The organism is Caulobacter sp. ErkDOM-C (assembly GCF_048541825.1).
GTDB lineage: Bacteria > Pseudomonadota > Alphaproteobacteria > Caulobacterales > Caulobacteraceae > Caulobacter.
Map to the genome: position 1 here is coordinate 2,545,567 of NZ_CP183332.1, position 19,910 is coordinate 2,565,476.

The 19,910-nt window shown below is 67.6% G+C and carries 19 protein-coding genes and 2 pseudogenes; 15 read left to right on the plus strand and 6 right to left on the minus strand.

The features are described from left to right. The first annotated feature begins 13 nt into the window (after positions 1 to 13). Positions 14 to 1,471 (plus strand): methylenetetrahydrofolate--tRNA-(uracil(54)-C(5))-methyltransferase (FADH(2)-oxidizing) TrmFO, encoded by a 1,458-nt coding sequence (gene trmFO / locus ACN2C8_RS12355; RefSeq protein WP_419252063.1) that lies wholly within the window; start codon positions 14 to 16, stop codon positions 1,469 to 1,471. Between the two features lie 219 nt (positions 1,472 to 1,690). On the opposite strand, the gene ACN2C8_RS12360 is transcribed toward trmFO, so the two are convergent. After that, complete coding sequence (locus tag ACN2C8_RS12360) at positions 1,691 to 2,473, minus strand: DUF1365 domain-containing protein (protein WP_419252064.1); 783 nt, start codon at positions 2,471 to 2,473, stop codon at positions 1,691 to 1,693. After that, positions 2,470 to 3,810, minus strand: a complete 1,341-nt coding sequence (locus ACN2C8_RS12365) for an NAD(P)/FAD-dependent oxidoreductase (RefSeq protein WP_419252065.1) — start codon at positions 3,808 to 3,810, stop codon at positions 2,470 to 2,472. Before ACN2C8_RS12365 ends, ACN2C8_RS12360 begins: the two co-directional genes overlap by 4 nt. A 147-nt stretch (positions 3,811 to 3,957) precedes the next feature. Between ACN2C8_RS12365 and ACN2C8_RS12370 the strand changes: the two genes are divergently transcribed. From ACN2C8_RS12370 to ACN2C8_RS12390, 5 genes and pseudogenes are all read left to right on the plus strand, one after another. Beyond that, positions 3,958 to 5,004, plus strand: coding sequence for an SAM-dependent methyltransferase (locus ACN2C8_RS12370; RefSeq protein ID WP_419252066.1), 1,047 nt, complete (start codon positions 3,958 to 3,960; stop codon positions 5,002 to 5,004). Further along, positions 5,001 to 5,402: a DUF2177 family protein gene (locus ACN2C8_RS12375; RefSeq protein ID WP_419252067.1), complete on the plus strand. Its 402-nt coding sequence runs from the start codon at positions 5,001 to 5,003 to the stop codon at positions 5,400 to 5,402. The genes ACN2C8_RS12370 and ACN2C8_RS12375 overlap by 4 nt, the downstream gene beginning before the upstream one ends. A gap of 123 nt (positions 5,403 to 5,525) precedes the next feature. Beyond that, positions 5,526 to 6,080, plus strand: a complete 555-nt coding sequence (locus ACN2C8_RS12380) for a sigma-70 family RNA polymerase sigma factor (protein WP_419252068.1) — start codon at positions 5,526 to 5,528, stop codon at positions 6,078 to 6,080. Beyond that, positions 6,077 to 6,790 (plus strand): anti-sigma factor, encoded by a 714-nt coding sequence (locus ACN2C8_RS12385; RefSeq protein ID WP_419252069.1) that lies wholly within the window; start codon positions 6,077 to 6,079, stop codon positions 6,788 to 6,790. The genes ACN2C8_RS12380 and ACN2C8_RS12385 overlap by 4 nt, the downstream gene beginning before the upstream one ends. A gap of 178 nt (positions 6,791 to 6,968) precedes the next feature. Beyond that, positions 6,969 to 8,207 (plus strand): annotated as a pseudogene (locus ACN2C8_RS12390) (allantoate amidohydrolase); the annotation flags it as partial. 22 nt (positions 8,208 to 8,229) lie between these two features. Here ACN2C8_RS12390 and ACN2C8_RS12395 read toward each other — a convergent pair. Further along, a pseudogene (locus ACN2C8_RS12395) lies at positions 8,230 to 8,336 on the minus strand (hypothetical protein); the annotation flags it as partial. Between the two features lie 4 nt (positions 8,337 to 8,340). Between ACN2C8_RS12395 and ACN2C8_RS12400 the strand changes: the two are divergent. The 5 genes from ACN2C8_RS12400 (at position 8,341) to ACN2C8_RS12420 (ending at position 13,205) form a co-directional block, all read left to right on the plus strand. After that, complete coding sequence (locus ACN2C8_RS12400; protein ID WP_419252070.1) at positions 8,341 to 9,573, plus strand: pyridoxal-phosphate-dependent aminotransferase family protein; 1,233 nt, start codon at positions 8,341 to 8,343, stop codon at positions 9,571 to 9,573. Positions 9,574 to 9,708: 135 nt separating this feature from the next. Continuing rightward, entirely contained in the window at positions 9,709 to 10,623 is a 915-nt protein-coding gene (puuE, locus tag ACN2C8_RS12405; RefSeq protein ID WP_419255878.1) for an allantoinase PuuE, read from the plus strand. A gap of 163 nt (positions 10,624 to 10,786) precedes the next feature. After that, a complete protein-coding gene (uraD, locus tag ACN2C8_RS12410) occupies positions 10,787 to 11,311 on the plus strand; it encodes a 2-oxo-4-hydroxy-4-carboxy-5-ureidoimidazoline decarboxylase (RefSeq protein WP_419252071.1) in 525 nt (174 codons plus the stop codon). Continuing rightward, positions 11,311 to 12,498, plus strand: a complete 1,188-nt coding sequence (locus ACN2C8_RS12415) for a urate hydroxylase PuuD (RefSeq protein WP_419252072.1) — start codon at positions 11,311 to 11,313, stop codon at positions 12,496 to 12,498. Before uraD ends, ACN2C8_RS12415 begins: the two co-directional genes overlap by 1 nt. Further along, positions 12,495 to 13,205, plus strand: a complete 711-nt coding sequence (locus ACN2C8_RS12420) for a TetR family transcriptional regulator (protein WP_419252073.1) — start codon at positions 12,495 to 12,497, stop codon at positions 13,203 to 13,205. Before ACN2C8_RS12415 ends, ACN2C8_RS12420 begins: the two co-directional genes overlap by 4 nt. On the opposite strand, the gene ACN2C8_RS12425 is transcribed toward ACN2C8_RS12420, so the two are convergent. The 3 genes from ACN2C8_RS12425 to ACN2C8_RS12435 all read right to left on the minus strand — a co-directional run bounded on the left by ACN2C8_RS12425 (position 13,171) and on the right by ACN2C8_RS12435 (position 16,621). After that, positions 13,171 to 13,845, minus strand: a complete 675-nt coding sequence (locus tag ACN2C8_RS12425) for a YceI family protein (RefSeq protein ID WP_419252074.1) — start codon at positions 13,843 to 13,845, stop codon at positions 13,171 to 13,173. The two genes, ACN2C8_RS12420 and ACN2C8_RS12425, sit on opposite strands and share 35 nt — an antisense overlap. A 144-nt stretch (positions 13,846 to 13,989) precedes the next feature. After that, on the minus strand, positions 13,990 to 15,522 hold the full coding sequence (locus tag ACN2C8_RS12430) for a calcium-binding protein (protein ID WP_419252075.1): 1,533 nt from the start codon (positions 15,520 to 15,522) through the stop codon (positions 13,990 to 13,992). Between the two features lie 148 nt (positions 15,523 to 15,670). Further along, entirely contained in the window at positions 15,671 to 16,621 is a 951-nt protein-coding gene (locus ACN2C8_RS12435; RefSeq protein WP_419252076.1) for an acetamidase/formamidase family protein, read from the minus strand. Positions 16,622 to 16,856: 235 nt separating this feature from the next. Here ACN2C8_RS12435 and ACN2C8_RS12440 point away from each other — a divergent pair, with 235 nt between their 5' ends. The 4 genes from ACN2C8_RS12440 to ACN2C8_RS12455 are packed head-to-tail and all read left to right on the plus strand — an operon-like array spanning position 16,857 to position 19,857. After that, positions 16,857 to 17,081 (plus strand): hypothetical protein, encoded by a 225-nt coding sequence (locus tag ACN2C8_RS12440; RefSeq protein WP_419252077.1) that lies wholly within the window; start codon positions 16,857 to 16,859, stop codon positions 17,079 to 17,081. Next, the gene (locus ACN2C8_RS12445; RefSeq protein ID WP_419252078.1) at positions 17,078 to 18,472 is read left to right on the plus strand and encodes an AtzE family amidohydrolase; all 1,395 of its coding nucleotides are present in this window, start codon (positions 17,078 to 17,080) and stop codon (positions 18,470 to 18,472) included. Before ACN2C8_RS12440 ends, ACN2C8_RS12445 begins: the two co-directional genes overlap by 4 nt. Then, positions 18,469 to 18,885, plus strand: coding sequence for an oxalurate catabolism protein HpxZ (hpxZ, locus tag ACN2C8_RS12450; protein WP_419252079.1), 417 nt, complete (start codon positions 18,469 to 18,471; stop codon positions 18,883 to 18,885). Before ACN2C8_RS12445 ends, hpxZ begins: the two co-directional genes overlap by 4 nt. Before the next feature lie 9 nt (positions 18,886 to 18,894). Beyond that, positions 18,895 to 19,857 carry a nucleoside hydrolase gene (locus ACN2C8_RS12455; protein ID WP_419252080.1) on the plus strand — a complete coding sequence of 321 codons (963 nt, stop codon included), beginning with the start codon at positions 18,895 to 18,897 and terminating at the stop codon, positions 19,855 to 19,857. Positions 19,858 to 19,910: the final 53 nt, after the last annotated feature.

The window sequence follows — 19,910 nt, forward strand, 5'->3', positions numbered from 1 at the left end:
TATGAGGGCGACCATGAGCACTCAGACTTCCTCCATCGCCCCGGTCCACGTCATCGGCGGCGGCCTCGCCGGTTCCGAAGCGGCCTGGCAGATCGCCAGCGCCGGCGTGCCCGTCGTGCTGCACGAGATGCGGCGCGACGAGCCCTCGGGCACGCCCTCAAGCAGCGAAGCGGTCGGGCAAACGCGAAAAATCCGGACCGAAGCCCACCACACCGATGGGCTGGCCGAGATGGTCTGTTCGAACTCGTTCCGCTCGGACGACTGGCAGTTCAACGCCGTGGGTCTGCTGCATGCCGAGATGCGCCGGATGGACTCGCTGATCCTGTCGGCCGCCGACCAGCATCAGGTGCCCGCCGGGGGCGCCCTGGCCGTCGACCGCGACGGGTTCTCGGCCGAGGTCACCCGCCGCCTGGAAGCCCATCCGCTGGTCACGATCGTGCGCGAGGAAATCGCTGGCCTGCCGCCCGCGGACTGGGACAGCGTCGTGGTGGCCACAGGCCCTCTCACCTCGCCCGCCCTGGCCGACGCGATCCTGGAGCTGTCGGGCGAGGGCCAGCTGAGCTTCTTCGACGCCATCGCCCCGATCATCCACCTCGAGTCGATCGATATGGACCTCGCCTGGCGCCAGTCGCGCTACGACAAGGAAGGCCCCGGCGGCGACGCGGCGGCCTATATCAACCTGCCCATGAACAAGCAGGAGTACGAGGCCTTCATCGACGCCCTGCTCGACGGCCCCAAGGCCGAGTTCAAGGAGTGGGAGCACGTCCCCTATTTCGACGGCTGCCTGCCTATCGAGGTGATGGCCGAGCGCGGCCGCGAGACCCTGCGTCACGGCCCGATGAAGCCCGTCGGCCTGACCAATCCGCGCGATCCGCTGGTCAAGTCGTACGCCATCGTCCAGCTGCGCCAGGACAATGCGCTGGGCACCCTGTGGAACATGGTCGGCTTCCAGACCAAGCTGAAGCACGGGGCCCAGGCCGAGGTATTCCGGATGATCCCGGGCCTGAAGGACGCCCAGTTCGCCCGGCTGGGCGGCCTGCACCGCAACACCTTCATCAACAGCCCGCGCCTGCTCGATCGGTCCCTGCGGATGAAGGTCGAGCCGCGCCTGCGCTTTGCCGGCCAGATGACCGGCGTCGAGGGCTATGTCGAAAGCGCCGCCACGGGCCTGCTGGCCGGCCGCTTCGCCGCCGCCGAGCGCCTGGGCCGGACGCTGGAGGCCCCGCCCGCCACCACCGCCCTGGGCGCCCTGGTCGATCACGTCACCGGCGGCCACATCGCGGCCGACGTGGAAGCCGGCAAGACCAGCTTCCAGCCGATGAACATCAATTACGGCCTGCTGCCGCCGATGGAAGCCCCCAAGACCGGCGAGGACGGCGTGAAGATCCCCCTGAAGGAGCGCGGCCGGGCCAAGAAGCGGCTGATGAGCCTGCGCGCCCTCGCCGACCTTGAAGCGTGGCTCAACGCCTGACCCCCGGCGGGCCGTTGATCCTGACCTCAGAGGGTCCAAATCTGAAGATACGCCGTCACCCCGGGACTTGTTCCCGGGGTGACGAGGACATAGAGCGCGAGGAGTCGAGCTCAGCGGCGCTTGGTATGACCCCGGCGGGCCGCCAGGTCTCCGTCGACTTACGGATGACCGGTCGGGCGTTCTGACTCTGCGAAGATCAAAGCTCTCGGCGGCGCAGGTTCAGCCGGCGCCGCCCTTTTCTTTCGGGATGGCAACGCCCGACGGCGAGGGCGAGCCAAACAGGCCAAAGCCCTTCAGAACCATCTTCACCGCTTCCCAGTGTATGCCCGCCAGAACGCCGACCACCTGCAACGGATGACCCATCAGGGTCCGGCCCAGGGCCTTGTCGGTCAGCGCGACGCGCCTGCCGTCGAAACTGGCCGCCAGCTTCAGCCCCTCTTCGTCGAAGACGTCGATGCCGACATGCACGGCCTCGCCCGGCGGGGCGATCTCGAAGACGTAACGCAGATCCATCGGCAGGAAGGGCGAGACGTGAAAGAGCTTGTCGCTGGCCTGCCGCACCCAGCCACCGCGCTCGCCCCGCACCGGCAAGACATAGTCGTGACGCTGGCCAAAGGTGTTGCGCACCGCATGGACGATGGCCTTCAGCTCGCCCGTCTCGTCACGGCAGAAATAGACGCTGAGCGGATTGAAGCCATGGCCCAGAACGCGGGGCATGCACAGCAGCGAGATCCTGGCGTCTGGCAGGTCGATGCCGTGGGCGTCCAGCCTGGCCTGCACCATCGCCTTGACCTCCTGCCCCGGGGTTTCGGCATGATCCCTGGAATGGAAGGACAGCAGGTTGAAGCGGTCCAGCGAGAACCACTTCAGCCGCCGGTCCAGAGCGTCCAGTTCGTCGAGATCCAGCAGCAGCATGAAGACGCGATAGCGCAGGCCATGACGCCGTGGCCGCGACCTCTGGTGCGCGACCTCGCCGACATAGAGCGCCGACGCCTGGGTCACGCCACAAGCTCGCACAGGTCGTCTGTGGTCGGAGCATCAACAAAGATCCGGCTCGACGGATTGGGCGTCACCCACGGACGACGGCTGCCGCCCAGTTGCTCGGCCACGGCCAGGCCCGCCTGCAGGCCGTCCTCGTGGAAGCCCGAGCCGAAATAGGCGCCGCAGTACCAGACGCGGTCGCGGCCCTGCAGCGACCACAGGCGGCGCTGGGCCTGCATGGCCGGTCCATCGAACAGCGGATGCTCATAGACCTGATCGCGCAGGACGGTCTCGGCGCGGGGCGTGCGCTCGGGATTGAGGGACAGGAAGAACGGTTCGGCGCTGTCCAGGGGCTGCAGCCGGTTCATCCAGTAGGTCACGCCGCCCTCGCCGCCGCCCGCGCGGCGGCCGACATGGTTCCAGCTGGCCCAGGCGGCCTTGCGGCGCGGCATCAGGCCAGGATCGCGGTGCAGCACCGCGCGGTTGCGGCTGTAGCGGAAGGCGCCCAGCACTTCGAGCTCGTCCGGCGTCGGGGCGTCCAGCATCCGCAAAGCCTGGTCGGCATGGGCCCCGATCACCACCTGATCATAGCGCAGCGCCTCGCCGGTCACGTCCTGAACGGTCACATGGTCGGCGCCGCGCAGGATGTGACGCACCGGGCGACCAAGCAGCACCTTGCCCTCAAAGTCTGCGGCCAGGCGCGAGACATAGGCCTGGCTGCCGCCGACCACCGTGCGCCAGACCGGGCGCTTGTCGATGGGCAGCATCAAGCCGTGATTGTCGAAGAACCGCAGCAGGGCGGCGGCGGGAAACTCGCGGATGTCCTGCATTGAGGCCGACCAGATGGCGGCGGCCTGGGGCAGCAGGTGATCCTCGGCGAAGGCCTTGCCGAAACCCTGCTGGCGCAGATAGTCGTCCAGCCGGCACAGCCCGCCCGCCTCCAGCGCCGCCAGGTCTCGGGTCCCGGCCTTATAGAAGCGGGTGACGTCCAGCAGCATCTTCAGGAAGCGGAAGTTCAGCACATTGCGCTTCTGGGCCAGCAGGTTGTTGCTGCTGTACTCCAGTGCGCCGTTGTCCAGCGAGACCCCGAACGACATGTCGCTGTCGACCGTGGGGACGTTCAGATGATCAAACAGCGCCACCAGATTGGGATAGTTGGGCTCGTTATAGACGATGAAGCCGGTATCGACCGCCACGCCCTCGACCCGCACCGTATTGGCGTGACCGCCCAGCCGGGCGTCGGCTTCGTACAGGGTGACGTCGTGATGCTTGGACAGCAGCCAGGCGGCCGACAGGCCGGCGATGCCGGACCCGATCACGGCGATGTTTAGACGTTGGGTCGACTGCGGCGCGGGCAAATGATCGTTTCCTGCAGGGATCTTGATAACGCTTGAGTTCCAGCTACGGCGCAGGAACTGTTTTGGACGCGTGGCGCATCCATTTGCGGGCCCGCGCGTAGCTTTGCGCGGACGACCCGCAGAGGGTCCAAAGCGCAGGGTCCCCGCATGAGCTTGGTCAAGGCCGCCATCCACGCCTTTGAAGACACGCCGATGCCGGACATGGTCTCGCGCGCCGCGATCCATTTCCTGGTCAGCGACGCCCGCCGGCGCCTGGCCGGCGCCCCCGCCGGGGCCAGCGCCAGTTTCGCACGGACCATGGGCGAGCACCCGATCGCCGCCCATACCGACGCCGCCAATGCCCAGCACTACGAACTGCCCGCCGCCTTTTTCGAGGTCGTGCTGGGCCCCAACCTGAAATATTCCAGCGGCCTCTATCCGCCCGGCGCGTCCACCCTGGCCGAGGGCGAGGCGGCCGCTCTGCACGAGACCGAACTGCACGCTGATCTGCAGGACGGTCAGGCCGTGCTGGAACTGGGCTGCGGCTGGGGTTCGCTGTCGCTGTGGATGGCCGAGCGCTTCCCAGGCTCGAAGATTACCTCGGTCTCCAACTCGGCCTCGCAGCGCGCCTTCATCCAGGCCCGCGCCGCCGCACGCGGCCTGAGCAACCTGACCGTGATCACCGCGGACATGAATGACTTTTCAACCGACCAGCGCTTCGACCGCGTGGTCTCGGTGGAGATGTTCGAGCACATGTCCAACTGGCAGGCGCTGCTGGGCCGGGTGAACGGCTGGCTGAAGCCGGACGGCCTGCTGTTCATCCACGTGTTCACGCACCGCAACACGCCCTACCGCTTCGACGTCAACGATCCTGCCGACTGGATCGCCCAGTATTTCTTCACCGGCGGGGTGATGCCCAGCCACGACCTGCCCCGGCAATTCCCCGACCTGTTCACGGTCGAGCAGGACTGGCGCTGGAGCGGAGCGCACTATGCCCGCACCGCCCAGCAGTGGCTCGAGAATTTCGACGCCAGCCGCGCCGTGATCGATCCCGTGCTGGAACGCGTTTATGGATCCGACGCCGCCGTCTGGCGGCGTCGCTGGCGTCTGTTCTTCCTGGCCACGGCCGGCCTGTTCGGCCATCGTGGCGGCGAGGAATGGGGCGTCAGCCACTATCGCCTTCGCCCTGTCCTCCAGACCACGAGCCCCGCATGATCCGCTATGTCTTCGGTTACCTCGCCACCGGCGGCGCCATGCTGGTGCTGGACATCATCTGGCTGACCCTGATGGCCCCGCGCCTCTATCGCCCCCGGATCGGCGAGCTGATGGCCGACCAGCCGGCGATGGTCCCGGCTGCCGCCTTCTACCTGATCTATCTGACCGCAATCATGCTGCTGGCCATCCTGCCGGCCGTCCGCGAGGACAGCTGGAAGCGCCTGCTGTTCAACGCCGCCGTGTTCGGCTTCTGCGCCTACGCCACCTATGACCTGACCAACCAGGCGACGCTGAAGGTCTGGTCGACGACGATCACGGTGATCGACATGGCCTGGGGCACGTTCCTGACCACGGTTGCGGCCAGCGCAGGTTTCGCGGCCATGCGAGCCATTAAGTAGGGGTTTCAAAAGCCGCTTCCCGGCGACCGCCGGAAGCGGCTTTCGGCGCGACGCAAACCATTGCCTCGCGTCGGCGAGCGTGTCACCGTTATGGGTCAGAATGTCGCGGAGCTGCCCCACCTAATGGATGCTGATACCAGTCGCGCCTTGCTTTCGCGCGCCATCGCCCGTGTGGCCAACCGCGATTCCGACGCCCTGAAATACGTCTATCGTCATACGTCCGCGAAACTGTTTGGCGTCTGCCTCCGTATCTTGAACGACCGCGAGGAGGCGGAAGACGTGCTTCAGGATGTGTATCTCTCGGTCTGGAACAAGGCTGATCGCTTTGATCCGGAGAAGGCCAGCCCGATCACCTGGCTGGTGTCGATGGCCCGCAACCGGTCAATCGACAAGCTGCGCTCGCGCGGTGGCCGCGTGATGGCGGGCGTCGAAGAAGCCGAAGCCATTCCCGACGCTGCGCCCCTGGCCTCGACCCTGGTCGAGACCGACGAGGACCGCGTGCGCCTCAACGGCTGTCTGGACCAGCTGGACCCCAAGCACGCCGGCGCCGTGCGCACCGCCTTCTTCGAAGGCGTGACCTATGACGCCCTGGCCCAGATGATCGGCGTGCCGCTGGGCACCATGAAAAGCTGGATCCGCCGCAGCCTGCTCAGCCTCCGCGCGTGTCTCGAAGCATGACCGACCTCAGCACGCCCGAAGAGGAACGTCCCCTGGCCGGCGAATATGTGCTCGGCGTCCTCGATGCGACCGAACGCGCCCAGGCCCAGGCCCGCATCGCCGCCGAACCGAGTTTCGCCCGCGCCGTGCAGTGGTGGGAGAACCACCTCACCCCTCTGGCGACCGACATCAAGGGCGTCGAGCCGTCGGCCGGCTTGTGGCCGCGGATCGCCAATCTGATCGGCGAGGCGACCAAGCCGTCGCTGTGGAACAATACCCGCGTCTGGCGCGGCGTGTCGGTGGGCGCCATCGCCCTGGCCGCCGCCAGCGTCGCGGCCCTGGTGATGACGCCCAGCGCGCCGCCAGTTCCTGCTGTCGCGCCGACACCGGCCGCCGCCGAGGTGGCGCTGATCAATGACCCGGCTTCGAACAAGCCGGCCCTGGTCGCCACGCTCGATCATGCTACCGACAAGCTGATCCTGACCCCGCTGGCGATGGAGATGCCCGACGGCCGCGAGCCCGAGCTGTGGATCATCCCCGAGGGCCAGAAGGCCATCTCGCTGGGCATGATCCCGAAGAACGCGCCGATCCAGATCGCCCTGCCGGCCGGCCTGCGCGGCGGCGGAACCTACACCGCCACCCTGGCCATCACCGACGAGCCCCCCGGCGGCGCGCCGACGGGCGTGGCCACCGGCTCGGTCCGCGCGATCGGCAAGTTTGTGAAGGCGTAGCTCCGGTTAAGTAAGTAGTTTATGACTTATTCGCAGGCGCCGACCGCAAGGTCTGGCGCCTGTCGAGGCATCGGCGGGTGATCGAGATCCCTGCCCGCCTTGGGCCGCGCGGCTGAAGACAGGCTGCGCTACCAAGGACGCCACGGCAAGCCTGGCTGTGGATCGGAGCCGAGACGGGGTGACGCGGGAGTTCGACATCGGCGCGAGGGCCAAGGCTCGTTGTGACCTGCTGGGCGTATCGCCCTACAGTGAGGTCGATGGGCAGCTGACGCGGCGCTTCCTCACCCCGGCTCACGACGCCGCGCTACAGACCCTGACCCTGTGGAAAACTTCAGCCGGCATGAGCGTCCGCCGTGACGCCGCCGGCAGCCTCGTCGGCCGCTACGAAGGCGAGACGCCGGACGCCCCGGCCCTGCTGATCGGCTCGCACATCGACAGCGTTCGCAACGGCGGACGTTATGATGGTCCACTGGGGATCATGCTGGGCATAGACGTGGTCGAGGCGCTGCGCGACGCGGGCCGTCGCCTGCCCTTCGCCATCGAGGTGATCGCCTTCGGCGACGAGGAAGGCTCGCGCTTTTCCGCCTCGATGAGCTGCAGCCGCGCCATTGCCGGGACGCTGGATCCGGCCGCCGTGCTGGGCATGACCGACGCCGAGGGCGTGACCCTGGCGGATGCGTTCACCGCCTTTGGCCTGGACCCTGCCCGCATCCTCGACGCCGCTCGCAAGCCGTCCGACGTCATCGCCTTTCTGGAAGCCCACATCGAACAGGGCCCGGTGCTCGAAGCCGAAGGCCTGGCCCTAGGCGTCGTCACCGCCATCGCGGCCCAGAAGCGGCTGATGGTGCGGATCACCGGCATGGCCGGTCACGCCGGCACCACGCCCATGCATCTGCGCAAGGACCCCGGCCCCGCCGCCGCCGAATGCATCCTGGCCCTGGAGCGCATCTGCCAGGCCGGAACCGACAATCTGGTCGGCACGGTCGGCCGCATGACCGCCCTGCCCGGCGCCTTCAACGTCATCCCCGGCGCGGTCGAGTTCTCGATGGACATCCGCGCCGAGACCTCAACCACGCGCGACGCGGCCGTCGAGGCTGTCACGGCCGAAATCCACGCCATCGCCGCCCGGCGCGGCCTGACGGCGACTGTCACCCTGATGCAGGCGCTGGACGAGAGCCCCTGCGACCCCAGCCTCACCGCCCTGCTGGAACAGTCCGTCGGCGACCTGGGCCTGCCGCCTCGCCGCCTGCCTTCGGGCGCGGGCCACGACGCCATGGTCATGGCCGACCTCTGCCCCACCGCCATGCTGTTCATCCGCTGCGAGGGCGGGATCAGCCACAACCCGGCCGAGTCCGTGACAGAGGCCGATTGCGCCCTGGCGGCCGAGGCGATGCTGGGGTTCGTGGACAAACTCTCAGACCAGTTTTCCCAGCAATTTTCCTTGTCATCCCGGCCGGAGCGCGCCAGCGCGGAGCGCCGGGACCCAGGGGCCGCGCGCGCCGCCCCTGGGTCCCGGATCGCCCCTTCGGGTCGTCCGGGATGACAAGCTTATGGATCGTGACATGACCACCTTCGGCGAACTCGACCACCCGCCCCGCCTGCTGATGGGCCCCGGCCCGATCAACGTGCACCCGCGCGTGCTGCGCGCCATGTCGGTGCAGCTGTTGGGCCAGTTCGACCCGGAATTCACCGGCTACATGAACGAGACCATGGCGCTCTACCGCCAGGTCTTCCAGACCCAGAACCGCTGGACCTTCCTGATCGACGGCACCTCGCGCGCCGGGATCGAAGCGGCCCTGGTCTCGGTGCTGGCGCCCGGCGACGACGTGGTGGTGGTCAATGCCGGCCGCTTCGGGCTGCTGCTGTCCGAGATCGCCGAGCGCTGCGACGCCAAGGTCACCCTGGTCGAGGGCGAGTGGGGCAAGGTCATCGATCCGCAGGCGGTCGAGGACGCCGTCGCCCGCGTCAAGCCGCGCCTGGTGGCTTGCGTGCACGGCGACACCTCCACCACCATGGCCCAGCCGATCGAGGCCATCGGCGAGATCTGCCGCCGCCACGACGCCCTGCTGTATGTGGACGCCACCGCCACCCTGGCCGGGATGAACTGCCCGGTCGATCAGTGGCAGGCCGACATCGTCACCGCCGGCCTGCAGAAGTGCCTGGGCGGTCCCTCCGGCTCGGCCCCGATCACGATCAGCGACCGCGCCGCCGAGCACATCGCCGGCCGCAAGCATGTCGAGCGCGGTATCGCCACGGCGGGCGCGGTCAGTGGCGCTGGTCGTCGCATCGCCTCCAACTATTTCGACCTGGCGATGATCATGGACTACTGGTCCGACAAGCGCCTGAACCACCACACCGAAGCCGCGTCGATGCTCTACGCCGCCCGCGAATGCGCCCGCGTGGCGCTGGAGGAAGGCCTGGAAGCCCGCTTCGCCCGCCATACGGCCGCCGGCGCGGCCGTGGTCGCCGGGGTCGAGGCGATGGGGTTGAGCGTCTACGGCGACCCGGCCCACAAGATGACCAACGTCACCGGCATCTGGATCCCCGACGGCGTCGACGGCGACCGGGTGCGCGCCCGCATGCGCACCGAGTTCGAGATCGAGATCGGCACGGCGTTTGGGCCTCTGACCGGCAAGATCTGGCGGATAGGCGCAATGGGGGTCAATGCGCGCAAGCACGCGGTGCTGACCACGCTGGCCGCGCTGGAGGCGGTGCTGCGCTGGGAAGGTTTCTCGGCGACGCCGGGCGCTGGGGTGGATGCGGCGGCAAAGGTGTTTTCGTGATGGACACGGCAAGCTTCATCTTCCCCCTACGGGGGAGGAGCGCCGCAGGCGCGGAGGGGGCCAGTCGGCAACATGCCACTCGCCCCCACCTGACCGCTGCGCGGTCGTCCGCCCCCGTAGGGGGCAGATGAAATGATGACCTACCCCCGCGACCTCATCGGCTACGGCCAGCACCCGCCCCACGCCGCCTGGCCCAACGGCGCCCGGATCGCGGTGCAGTTCGTCCTCAACTACGAGGAAGGCGCCGAGCGCTCGATCCTGCATGGCGACCCCGCCTCCGAGTTTTTCCTGTCGGAAATGGTCGGCGCCCAGCCGATCCCCGGCATGCGCAACATGTCGATGGAGAGCCTCTACGAATACGGCTCGCGCGCCGGGTTCTGGCGCATCCGCCGGCTGTTCGACGAGCTGGGCCTGCCGCTGACCGTGTTCGGCGTCGCCCAGGCGATGGAACGCCATCCTGACGCGGTCGAGGCGATGATGGAATCCGGCTGGGAGATCGCCAGCCACGGCTATCGCTGGATCGACTACCAGCACTTCACGCCCGACCAGGAGCTGGAGCACATCGGCAAGGCCATCGAGATCCAGGCCCGCCTGACCGGTGAGCGGCCGCTGGGCTGGTATCAGGGCCGCACCAGCCCCAACACCGCGCGGCTGATCGCTCGGGAAGGCGGCTTTGTCTATGACGCCGACAGCTATGCCGACGACCTGCCCTATTACGACGCCCAGCATGGCCGCCCGCAGCTGATCGTGCCCTACAGCCTGGACGCCAACGACATGCGCTTCACGGCGGCCCAGGGCTTCAACACCGGCGAGCACTTCTTCACCTACCTCCGCGACGCCTTCGACGCCCTGTACGCCGAGGGCGAGACCGCGCCAAAGATGATGAGCATCGGCCTGCACTGCCGCGTGGTCGGCAAGCCCGGGCGGATCCTGGGGCTGAAGCGCTTCCTTGAACACGTGATGGCCCACGACCAGGTCTGGGTGGCGCGGCGCATCGACATCGCGCGGCACTGGATCGAGACCCATCCGTATGATGGGAGCATGAAATGAGCGCGCCCCATATTTCCCCGTCATCCCGGGGCTTGTCCCCGGGACCCATGGTTCAGCTGATCGATTGTTGCGAGATGATCCCGGCCCTTGCGGCGGACAAATGGGTCCCGGGGACAAGCCCCGGGATGACGGAGATTATTGTCGGTCCTGCGGGAGCTAACGCATGAGCTCGGCCCCGCCCCTGTCGCTGAAAATCCTCAACAGCATGAACCAGACCGGCTTCACCACCGCCCTGGGCTTTGCCTTCGAGCTGTCGCCCTGGGTGGTGCAGCGCGCCTGGGACGAGCGGCCGTTCGATACCGTCGAGGGCCTGCACGCCGCAATGATGCGGGTGCTGGACGCCTCGACCACCGCCGACAAGCTGGCCCTGATCCGCGCCCACCCCGAACTGGCCGGCAAGGCCGCCATCGCCAAGGCCCTGACCGCCGAAAGCAACGCCGAACAGGCCAGCGCCGGGCTCGACAGGCTGACCCCGGAAGAGTTCGAGCGCTTCCACCAGCTCAACGCCGCCTATTCAGCCCGCTTCGGCTTCCCGTTCATCATCGCCGTGCGCCTGAACGACAAGAGCTCGATCCTGGCAGCCATGCAGGCGCGGCTTTCCAACGATGAGACCCGGGAAGTCGCCGAGGCGATCAGCCAGATCGGCCACATCTCCCGGCTCCGCCTGACCGACGCGGTGAGCGCCTGATGGACTATGATTTCGCCACCTGGGGCAGCCTGGTCCTGCGCTGGCTGCATGTGATTACCGGTATCGCCTGGATCGGCGCGTCGTTCTATTTCGTCTGGCTGGACAACAATCTGCGCGATCCCGTCCCGCCCAAGGACGGTGTGAAGGGCGAGCTGTGGGCCGTGCACGGCGGCGGGTTCTATCACTCGCAGAAGTACATGACCGCCCCGCCGCACATGCCCGAGCACCTGCACTGGTTCAAATGGGAGGCCTACACCACCTGGCTGTCGGGCTTCGCCTTGCTGATCGTGCTCTATTATGTGGGCGCACCGATCTATCTGATCGACACCGCCAAGCACGCCTTCACGCAAGGCGGCGCCATCGCCACGGGCCTGGCCTTCATCTTCGGCGGCCTGCTGGTCTATGAGGCCCTGTGCCGCTCGCCGCTGGGCAACCGCCCGCGCCTGTTCGGGATCGTGTGGTTCCTGAGCCTGACGGCGGCGACCTACGTCCTGACCCAGATCTTCACCGACCGGGGCGCCTTCATCCATGTGGGCGCGATCATCGGCACCTGCATGGTCGGCAACGTCTTCCTGATCATCATCCCCAACCAGCGCAAGATCGTCGCCGACATGCTGGCCCGCCGCCCGGTCGATCCGCGCCTGGGGGCGATGGGCAAGCAGCGCTCGGTGCACAACACCCACATGACCCTGCCGGTCATCTTCATCATGATCAGCAACCACTATCCGGTGGTGACGGGCCACTCCCTGGCCTGGCTGCTGCTGGCCCTGATCAGCGCCGGCGGGGTGTCGATCCGCTACTTCTTCATCCTGAAACACTCGGGCCAGATCCGGCATGAGTTCCTGTTCTACGGGGCCATGCTGATCTTCGCCGTCAGCGTGATCGCCAGCGGCAAACCCAAGGCCGATGCCGCTGCGATGTCGCCCGTGCCGTTCGCGACCGCGCAGGCCATTGTCCAGAAGCACTGCACGACCTGTCACGCCGCCGCGCCCACCCACAAGGGCTTCCCCGCCCCGCCCCTGGGCGCGACCTTCGACACGCCCGAACACATCCAGAAATATGCGTCGAAAATTCACGAACGTGCGGTAGCCACCAGCAGCATGCCGCTGGGCAACGAGACCGGCATGACCGACGACGAACGCGCCCAGCTGGGCGCCTGGATCAAGCAGGGGGCCAAGATCCCGTGACCGAAGCCGCCGTTCTGGAGACCGCAGCGCCGGGGTCGGAGCCTGCTGCCCGACCGCGCAAGCGCGACGCTGAACGCACCCGTCAGGCGATCATGGCCGCAGCCCTGAAGGAATTCTCGCAAGCCGGGTTCGCCGGGGCCCGCATCGAGAAGATCGTCAAGGCGGCCAAGTGCAATATCCGCATGCTTTACCACTATTTCGGCGACAAGAAGGGCCTCTACCTGGCCGTTCTGGAGGCCGCCTATGTGGATCTGCGGGCCCGCGAGGCCGAGCTGAAGATCGACTTCGACAGGCCGCTGGACGGCTTTCTGGAGCTGCAGCGCTTCACCTTCGACTACTTCGAAAAGCACCCCAGGTTCGAGGGCCTGCTGCGCAACGAAAACCTGATGCACGGCAAGTTCGCCGCCCAGTCACGCGTCGTGACCGAGACCGCCTTCCCGCTGCGCCGGACCATTGAGCGGCTGATCGACAGCGGCCAGACGCAAGGCCTGTTCGGGCCGGATCTCGATCCGGTGCAGATCTACGTCACCATCGCGGCGATGAGCCGGTTCCACCTGGCCAACGGCTATTCGCTGTCAGCCACCCTGGACACCGACATGACCACCGCCGAGTGGCGCAAGGCGCGGCTGACCCACGCCCTGGCCCTGCTCGAAGGCTATCTGACGGCGGGGTCTAGACGGGCTTCTGGACCAGCGGCGGGCCGCTGAATTCGGTCTCGATGACCACCGCCACCGCGTCGCTGACGCCCATGGTCGTGCCGGGCGCGGGCACGCCATAGGCGATCCCGAAGTCCGAACGCTTGAAGGTCCCGGTGGCCGAGAAGCCGGTCCGGGCCTGCGGGTCCATCGGATGGCCGGCATAGCCGCCGTTGAAGGTCACATCCAGGACCACCGGTTTGGTCACGCCATGCAGGGTGAAGTCGCCGGTGACCTTGGCCGTGTTGGCGCCGGTGACCTCGACCTTGGTCGACTTGAAGGTGATGGCCGGATACTGCGCCGCGTTCAGCCATTGCGGGCCGACCAGCTCATCCTTGAACCCCGCCGGCGGGGCCGGCAGCGTCAGGGAGCGCGGATCGATCGTCGCCTCCAGCGTGGTCAGCTCAGGTTTGGCCGGATCGAAGTTCAGCTTGGCGTCAAACGCGGCAAAGCTGGCGGTGTAGTTGGAAAAGCCCAGATGGCTAACCTTGAACACCACGGTCGAGTGGCTCTTGTCGAGCGTGTAGGCCCCGGCCGGCACGCTGACCGGCGCGGGCTTGGCGGCGGCGGGCGGCGGCGCCTTCTCGGCGGCAGGCTTGGGCGAGCAGGCGGCCAGGGCCAGAAAGACCGTGGCGACGAGGATCTTCTTCATGGCGTTTCCCTTGGCGGCGCGATTCGAGGGTCGCGCATTTTCGATCGGTCGATAAGCCAAGAACGTTCGAAACGGCCGCCGGCAGACGCCGATCCGCAAACAAGGTGCGCCGGACCGTCGAGGACGATCCGGCGCAAACCCTCACTACAGGAAGCTGTCGTAGCTGATGGCCTCGAGACTGACGCCCGCCAGCAGGATCACATTCTCAAGCCCCGCGCCGCTCGGGTCGGCGTGTCCGCTGAACACATAGACGTCCGCTCCGACCTGGAAGGCGATGTATTCGTGGACCGTGCTGGGATAGGTCAGCATGGAATTCACCGTCGCCAGGGCGGAGGCGAAGCTGGCCGCGCTGCTCTCGACATAGCTGAAGCCAGCCGGGGCGTCGGAGAACCTCAGCTCGTCCTGGGCTGTGAAGTCGGTGATGACGTCCACGCCGACGCCGGTCGTATCGATGGCCCTGGAATCGCCGTTGGCGAACACGAAGAAGTCCTTGTTATCGCCACCGGTGAGGCGATCCAGTCCCATCCCTCCGTTGAGCGTGTCCTGCCCGCCGCCGCCCTCCAGCGTGTCGTCGCCCACTGCACCAGACAGGCCGTTAGCGTTAGCGTCGCCAGCAATGTGGTCGTTGAAATAGTCGCCAACCACCCCCTCAACAGACTGGATGGTCATGAAGTAGCCGGACGTCACTTCCTGGATGCCGGTGTTGGACAGATCCACTGTCACACCGACACCGGCCTGTGCATCAATGAAGGCCAGAATGTCTCGGCCCGCGCCGCCGTCAACGACGTCATGGGCCCCGCCGAGAAGCAGCTCAAAGGTGTCATCGCCGTCACCACCGAGCATCGTGTCACCGACGTTGCTGCTCTGGATCCGGTCGTTGCCGGCCCCGCCCAACAGCATGGCTCCGACATTGATATCCGTGCCGAAGATAGCGAACGAGCCGACGATATCGTCGCCCTCACCGCCATCGATGTAGTCGGCGCCCCCACGCCCCATGAGACTATCGTTGCCGGCCCCTCCGTCGATGTAGTTGTCGCCATAGGTGCCGAAAATGGTGTCGTCGAAACGCGTGCCGATCACGCTCTCGATCGACACAAGCCTGTCCTGACCAGAGAGCCCTTCAGCGAAAGCCCCCTGGGGGCCCAGCAATTCGAGCAACACGCCGGAATCGAGGTCCGCGAAGCTGGCGATGTCATCGCCCGCGCCGCCATCCAGCGTATCGTTGCCGGCGCCGCCCTGTAGAAAGTCGTCACCCGCCCCGCCCGAGAGGGCGTCGGCACCCGCACCGCCCACCAACGCATTGGGGCCGGCATTACCGATCAGCACGTCGTTGAAGGCCGAGCCATAGACGTTCTCGATCGAGACCAGCTTGTCGCTGCCGCCGCCCAGGGTGTTCTGCGAGGCCGTCAGGTTCAGATCGACCTTCACGCCCGAGGTCGCGTCTTCGTAGGCGGCCCAGTCGGCGCCCGCGCCGCCGTCGATGGTGTCGGAACCCGCGCCACCGAGGATGTAGTCTTCGCCGTCGCCGCCCAGCAGCGTGTCATTGCCCGCCATCCCGGCCAGGACGTCGTCGCCCGCGCCGCCGGTCAGCTTGTCGTTGCCGCCAAAGCCGTAAAGCGTATCCGCATCGGCGCCGCCCGTCAGGGTGTCAGCCTTTTCGCTACCGTTCAACAACATCTGCCCATCCCCACTCGCCCCAAACGGGCACGCGGCAAGGTTTAGTCAGGGCCAGACAGCATCAGAATCGGTTTCACTTGGAAGGGGAATATTAAGGGTAAATATCGCCCAGCTGCATTAACAAAACCAAGTATTCCACAGAACTGTTTCAGAATAGAATACCCTTCTCCAGCATTCCGTGCACGCCCTTTTCGCCATTCACCGTCTGGGTCACCCGGAAATCCACGGCCAGCGAGCAGAACTGGTAGGCCTGCACCCGCGTGAGCGCAGAGCGGGCTGTGATGAAGTCGATCATGCCGCGCAGGGCCTGCTTCATGGCCAGGTCGAGATCCTCGTTGAAGCCCATGACGATGTAGTGGGTCTGGGTTTCGGCGCGGGGCCAGGTCGCCACCCCCAGATCGGCCGCCTTGTGCAGGACGAAGGTGAAGGTCCCGGTCAGGCCCATCTCCAGCGCGTTGACACAAACCTCGCCGTCGCCCTGCCGTCCGTGGCCGTCACCGACCGAGAAATTGGCTCCGGGAACCCAGACCGGCAGGAACAGGGTCGCGCCGGCCCCCAGCTCCTTGTTGTCCATGTTGCCGCCATGCTCGCGCGGCTCGCGACTGGACAGCCGGCCGTATTTCGCCGGCGGCGCCACGCCCATGGTGCCGAAGAAGGGCTTCAGCGGCAGGGTCGGGCCCCAGTCGGGCTTGCAGGTCCCGTCCGCGCGGTCGACGGCGATGTGGCTGACATAGCGCTCGGGAAAGTCTTCCGGCAGGGTTCCGGCCAGGGGCCGCACGGCGCAATAGCCCCAGTCGTTGTTGGGCTCGACCGCCTCGATCCGCACCTCCAGCGTGTCGCCGGGCTCGGCCCCGGCGATGGCCACCGGGCCGGTCAGGATGTGGGGGCCGATCCGCTCGGGCTTGCTGTCGTGGATCGCCCGCAGGGCCGGCGGGATCGTCAGGCCGCTGCCCTCGCCCGGCATCACCTCTACGCCGCCCGAGACGCAGTCGAAGGTGACGCTGTCGCCCGAGGCGATGGTCAGCACAGGATTGAACGCCGCGTCGAACATGCCAAAGCGGATGGTGTCGGGGGTCGAGGCGAGGTGGTGGCGCATCAAGTAAGCCTTTTCTTACAAGCACCCATCTCGACGCCCATCCGGCGCCAGACCCAAGGCCCGCGCCGCGTCGCCCCGGCCGATTGCCTCAAGGCGCCCTTGCAGCGGGCGTTTGGCGCGCAGACTGTCTCCCAGACGTGCGCCCCCGCGCGCCGGGCCGCCCAGGCACGGCCGCACTAGCGCGGCCCCACGACGCCGGTATATGAAGAATTTTCTTACTTAGGGAGGGCGCCCCACGATGGCGATCGACGCGGCGCTCAAGGCCTTTCTCGACCTCACCGACGGCGACGTCGCGGCCTATGCCGACGCGCGGGCGGCCGAGATCGGCCTGACCTTGCCGGAGCCGACCCTGGCCGCCGTGCGCGAGAACCTGGCCCTGCTGCGCACCCAGACCGCCCTGTTCGTCGCCGCCCTGGACGGCCGCGCCGGCCAAGACCTTCCAGCCATGACCTTTCAGCCATGAGCTTTCCCAGCGTCGTCGAGATCGCCGGCGAGGTCCGCGCCGGCCGCGTCACCGCCCGGGCCGTCACCCAGGCCACCCTGTCGCGCATCGGCAGGCGCAACGGCGCGATCAACGCCTTCACCGTCGTGCTGACCGAGCGGGCTCTGGCCCAGGCCGACCGGGTGGACGCTGCCCTCGCCGCCGGAGCGCCGGTCGGGCCGCTGGCCGGCGTGCCCTTCGCGGTCAAGAACCTGTTCGACATCGCGGGCCTGCCCACCCTGGCCGGCTCGAAGATCCGCCGCAGTGCGGCTCCGCCCTCACGCGACGCGACCCTGGTCCAGCGGCTGGAGGCGGCCGGCGCCATCCTGGTCGGCGCGCTGAACATGGACGAGTTCGCCTATGGCTTCGTCACCGAGAACGCCCATGACGGCCCGACCCACAATCCCCACGATCTGAGCCGCATCGCCGGCGGCTCGTCGGGCGGTTCGGCGGCAGCGGTGGCGGCGGGCCTGGCGCCCCTGACCCTGGGCTCGGACACCAACGGCTCGATCCGCATTCCCGCCAGCCTGTGCGGGGTGTTTGGCCTCAAGCCCACCTATGGCCGTCTGTCACGCCAGGGCGTGTTTCCGTTCGTCGAGAGCCTGGACCACGTCGGCGCCTTCGCGCGGTCGATCGAAGACCTGGCCCTGGCTTATGACGTCCTGCAGGGGCCGGACGTCGAGGGCGACCACATCTGCGTTCGCGCCGCCGAGCCGGTGTCCGAAACGCTGGCCGTCCTGGCCGACGGCCCGCTGCGGGTCGGCGTGCTGGGCGGCTGGTTCGCCCAGGGCGCGTTTCCCGAAGTGCTGGAGGCGCTGGCCATCGTGGCCCAGGCGCTGGGGGCCAGGGACCGCGTGATCCTGCCCGGCGCTCAGGCCGCCCGCGCCGCCGCCTTCTGTTTGACTGCCGTCGAGGGCGGACATCTGCACCTTGCCGACCTGAAGACCTCGGCCATGGACTACGATCCCGCCGTCCGCGACCGCCTGCTGGCCGGAGCCCTGCTGCCGGAAGGCGTGGCCCAGGCCGCCCAGCGCTATCGCACGATCTTCCGCGACGAGGTCGCCCGCGCCTTCGAACGCTTCGATATCCTGCTGGCCCCGTCGTCGGTCTGTCCCGCCCCCGGCATCGGCCAGGCGACGATGGAGATGGGCGGCCAGCAGGTTTCCGTCCGCAAGAACCTGGGCGCCTTCACCCAGCCGATCAGCTATATCGGCCTGCCCGTGCTGGCCGCGCCGGTGAACCGCCCGGGCCAGCTGCCCATCGGCGTCCAGATCATCGCCCCGGCGTGGCGCGAGGACCTGGCCCTGGCCGCCGGCCTGAAGCTGCAAAGGCTGGGCGTCCTGGCCGCCCATGCGCCGGGAGGTCCGCTGTGATCCTCAACAACCCCGTGGTGCTGGCCCAGGTCGCCGAGGCCGTCGACGCCTATGAGGCGGCCCTGATGGCCAACGATGTCGAGGCCCTGGACGGCGCGTTCTGGAACTCGCCGCACACCGTGCGGCTGGGCGTGGCCGAGAACCTGTATGGCTTGGACGAGATCGCCGCCTTCCGCGTCGGCCGGGCTGGCGGCTCGCCGCCGCGCACCCGGCTGCGCACCGAGATCACCACCTTCGGCGATGACTTCGCCATCGCCAATGTCGAGTTTCAGCGCGACGGGTCCGACAGGATCGGCCGCCAGAGCCAGACCTGGATCCGCACGGCGGACGGCTGGAAAGTCGCCTCCGCCCATGTCTCCCTGATGCAGGCCGGCGCCGACCAGCGCCTCGCGCCAACGACAGAAAGCCGCTAGAGCCTGCCCATGACGCACAAGATCATTTTCGACACCGACCCCGGCATCGACGACGCCATGGCCCTGCTGTTCATCGCGGCCAGCCCGGCCCTGGACCTGCTGGCCATCACCACGATCTTCGGCAATGCCGACATCGAGACCACCACCCGCAACGCGCTCTATCTGAAGCAGCGCTTCGGTCTGGCCGCGCCGGTGTTCAAGGGAACCGACAAGCCCCTGACCCGGCCGCGCAACCCTTCGCCCACCTTCGTGCACGGCGAGAACGGCCTGGGCGACGTCGAACTGACCGGGCTGGTTCCCGCCCAGCCAGAGGCCAAGCCGGCCCATCAGGCGATCATCGATCTCGCCCGCCAGCATCCGGGCGAGGTGACCCTGGTCGCGGTCGGCCCCCTGACCAACCTGGCCCTGGCCCTACAGGCCGACCCAGAAGTCGCGACCCTGCTCAAGGCCGTGGTGATCATGGGCGGCGCGTTCGGCCTTGCCGGCAAGCCAGGCAATGTCACCCCGGTGGCCGAGGCCAATATCTGGAATGATCCGGAGGCCGCCGACCAGGTCTTCACCGCGCCCTGGTCCCTGACCGCCATCAGCCTGGACGTGACCACCCAGGTGGTGATGTCGCCGGCCTATATGGACGCGCTGGAGGCCTCGGCCGGCGCCGCCGGCCAGTTTCTCAACGAAATCTCCAAGCCCTATGCCGCCTTCTACGGAAGCCGCGACGGCATCGAGGGCTGCTGCGTGCATGACGCGGCGGCGGTGGCGTACGTGATCGACCCGTCGCTTTTCACGGTGCGTCGCGGCTCGGTTCGCGTGCTGACCGAGGGCATCGCCCTGGGCCAGACCTGCCTGAAGGCCGAGGGCGAACTGTTTGGGCCGTCGGCCTGGGATGACCAGCCGATCCAGGCGGTGAGTGTGGCCGTGGATGAGGCGGGGTTGCTGAAGCTTTATGCCGAGACGATGAGGGCCTCGGCCTAAGATCCTCCCCTCTCGGGGGAGGTGGCCCGAAGGGCCGGAGGGGGCAGCGCGGC